The organism is Ruegeria sp. CH6 (genome assembly GCF_056537005.1).
Genome location: NZ_JBQFQS010000036.1, coordinates 2501 through 6032, shown reverse-complemented (window position 1 = coordinate 6032; position 3532 = coordinate 2501). Strand labels below are relative to the sequence as shown.

Genomic DNA, 3532 nt, shown 5'->3' with positions numbered 1-3532 from the left:
CTTCAGGTTATGAGCCTGACGATGTGAAGCCGTCAAGCAATTGATCCAGTGGATCAATTGTAGTCTGAACGGGCTGTACGGAGATTTTCTGACGTTGGTTGCGGGAGCAGGATTTGAACCTGCGACCTTCAGGTTATGAGCCTGACGAGCTACCGGGCTGCTCCATCCCGCGACACTTAGCGTTGGTCTACCGCCTATTCGGCTACTTGAGACCGGGTAGTGTTCTTTTCATCGTTTTTGAGAGATTGGGGATTTTTCTAGGTTTGGCGGTGACCTACTCTCCCGGGGCTTAAGCCCAAGTACCATTGGCGCGGCAGTGCTTAACTTCCGGGTTCGGTATGGGACCGGGTGTTTCACTTGCGCTATGACCACCAAACCGAGGAAAATCCCCTTCGCAGCTTTGCTGTGCAAAGCGCGACGAGTGGCAGGCAGCGTATTTGCGTGCAAATGCGCGTTGCCACTCGGTTGTTATGTCACCCCTTACGGGGTTTCACATCAATCAACGTTGTCCAACTCAAGGTCAGTGTATGCTTTTGATTTGTCTTTCCATTACTGGATCAAATCAAGCCTATCGGGCGATTAGTACCGGTCAACTGAACGCATTACTGCGCTTACATCTCCGGCCTATTGACGTGGTGGTCTTCCACGGCCCTCAGGGAGACCTTGTTTTGAGGGGGGCTTCCCGCTTAGATGCCTTCAGCGGTTATCCTGTCCGATCATAGCTACCCAGCACTGCCGTTGGCACGACAACTGGTCCACCAGTGGATCGTTCACCCCGGTCCTCTCGTACTAGGGGCAACTCCTCTCAAGTCTCCTACACCCACGGCAGATAGGGACCGAACTGTCTCACGACGTTCTAAACCCAGCTCACGTACCTCTTTAAACGGCGAACAGCCGTACCCTTGGGACCTGCTCCAGCCCCAGGATGAGATGAGCCGACATCGAGGTGCCAAACACTGCCGTCGATATGGACTCTTGGGCAGTATCAGCCTGTTATCCCCGGCGTACCTTTTATCCGTTGAGCGATGGCCCTTCCACTCGGGACCACCGGATCACTATGGCCGTCTTTCGACTCTGCTCGACTTGTCAGTCTCGCAGTCAGGCTGGCTTCTGCCATTGCACTCAACGAGCGATTTCCGACCGCTCTGAGCCAACCTTCGCGCGCCTCCGTTACGCTTTAGGAGGCGACCGCCCCAGTCAAACTACCCGCCACGCAGGGTCCCGGATCCGGATAACGGACCGCGGTTAGACATCAAGAGTGCGAAGGGTGGTATCTCAAGGGAGGCTCCACAGGTACTTGCGTTCCTGCTTCAAAGCCTACCACCTATCCTGCACATCACAATCCTGATGCCAGTGCGAAGCTGTAGTAAAGGTGCACGGGGTCTTTCCGTCTAACCGCGGGAAGCCTGCATCTTGACAGGCAATTCAATTTCGCTGAGTCGATGTTGGAGACAGCGGGGAAGTCGTTACGCCATTCGTGCAGGTCGGAACTTACCCGACAAGGAATTTCGCTACCTTAGGACCGTTATAGTTACGGCCGCCGTTTACCTGGGCTTCAATTCAAGGCTCTCACCTCTCCTTTTAACCTTCAGGCACCGGGCAGGCGTCAGACCCTATACGTCGTCTTGCGACTTCGCAGAGCCCTGTGTTTTTAATAAACAGTCGCCACCCCCTGGTTTGTGCCCCCAGCCCCTAGTTGCCTAGGAACCGGGCCTCCTTCTCGCGAACTTACGGAGGTATTTTGCCGAGTTCCTTCAACATCGTTCTCTCAAGCGCCTTGGTATGCTCTACCAGTCCACCTGTGTCGGTTTAGGGTACGGTCTGATGGAGGGCTATTTCCAGGAACCACTCAGCAGCCCAATCAATCCGATAAGATTGAACTACACCTGTGATCCGTCACATCCTCCTGGCCTAGGAATATTAACCTAGTTCCCATCGCCTACGCCTTTCGGCCTCGGCTTAGGGGCCGGCTTACCCTGCTCAGATTAGCTTTAAGCAGGAACCCTTGGACTTTCGGCGAGAGTGTCTCTCACACTCTTTGTCGCTACTCATGTCATCATTCTCACTAGTGATCTCTCCACCGGATGGCTCACGCCCCGGCTTCATCGAAAGCCTCTCTCCTCCAATCTGCCCGAAGGCATGAAGGAGGAATGAGACTATGTCACACTACGCTCTGCTACCGATGCTTACGCATCCCTAGACTTCGGCTCATGGCTTGAGCCCCGTTACATCTTCGCCGCAGGACAACTTATTTAGACCAGTGAGCTGTTACGCTATCTTTAAAGGATGGCTGCTTCTAAGCCAACCTCCTGGTTGTTTTGGTCGTCCCACCTGCTTTCCCACTTAGCCATGAATTGGGGGCCTTAGTCGTAGGTCAGGGTTGTTTCCCTCTCCACTACGGACGTTAGCATCCGCAGTGTGTCTGCCATCTAGTACTCCCGGGTATTCGGAGTTTGGTTAGGATCAGTAAGCCTGTGGGGCCCCATTACCCATCCAGTGCTCTACCCCCCGGGGTATTCGGATGACGCTCTACCTAAATAGATTTCGCAGAGAACCAGCTATCTCCGAGTTTGATTGGCCTTTCACCCCTAGGCACAGCTCATCCCGATCTTTTTCAACAGATGTGGGTTCGGTCCTCCAGTAAGTGTTACCTTACCTTCAACCTGGCCATGCCTAGATCACTCGGTTTCGGGTCTGATCCCACGAACTCATACGCCCTATTAAGACTCGCTTTCGCTACGCCTACACCTAACGGCTTAAGCTTGCTCGTGAGACCAAGTCGATGACCCATTATACAAAAGGTACGCCGTCAGCTCGCAAGGAGCCTCCGACTGATTGTAGGCGTTCGGTTTCAGGTACTGTTTCACTCCCCTCGTCGGGGTGCTTTTCACCTTTCCCTCACGGTACTGGTTCGCTATCGGTCAGCAAGGAGTACTTAGCCTTCGAAGGTGGTCCTCCGATCTTCAGACAGAATTTCACGTGTTCCGCCCTACTTAATACGTCCATCAAAGCTTCCTATACGGGGCTGTCACCCGCTATGGCCACGCTTCCCAACGTGTTCTAGTCACTTATCTGGCTCGGCTGGTCCCCGTTCGCTCGCCGCTACTAGGGGAGTATCAATTGATTTCCTTTCCTCCGGGTACTTAGATGTTTCAGTTCCCCGGGTTTGCTCTTAAAACCCTATGTATTCAGGTCTTAAGTACCTGTTTAAGCAACATATTGATTATCAAAGATAACAATATGAAGCTTTCAGGTGGGTTGCCCCATTCAGAGATCCATGGATCAAAGCTTATTCTCAGCTCCCCATGGCTTATCGCAGAGTATCACGTCTTTCATCGCCTCTTGCTGCCAAGGCATTCACCAAACGCCCTTCTCGCGCTTGATTTGATCCAGAAAAAGAAAGACCGAAGCCTCTCGCGGTCACAGGGAAGCTGGAACAACCCCGAACCTTTATTCTGAACCAAAAGCATACTTTCCCGCCTTCCATCCTGGAACCCATGCTGCCGATGTCGGTCGGCCCCGCATGGAGAAT

1 tRNA gene and 2 rRNA genes are annotated in these 3532 nt (G+C 53.2%); all 3 read right to left on the bottom strand.

Features of this window, described 5'->3' with window-relative positions:
- Positions 1-95: 95 nt before the first annotated feature.
- Positions 96-172 (bottom strand) — tRNA-Met (locus ACR0CW_RS22940).
- Between the two features lie 89 nt (positions 173-261).
- Positions 262-376: ribosomal RNA gene (gene rrf / locus ACR0CW_RS22935) — 5S ribosomal RNA — on the bottom strand.
- Between the two features lie 182 nt (positions 377-558).
- Positions 559-3385: ribosomal RNA gene (locus ACR0CW_RS22930) — 23S ribosomal RNA — on the bottom strand.
- Positions 3386-3532 lie beyond the last annotated feature (147 nt).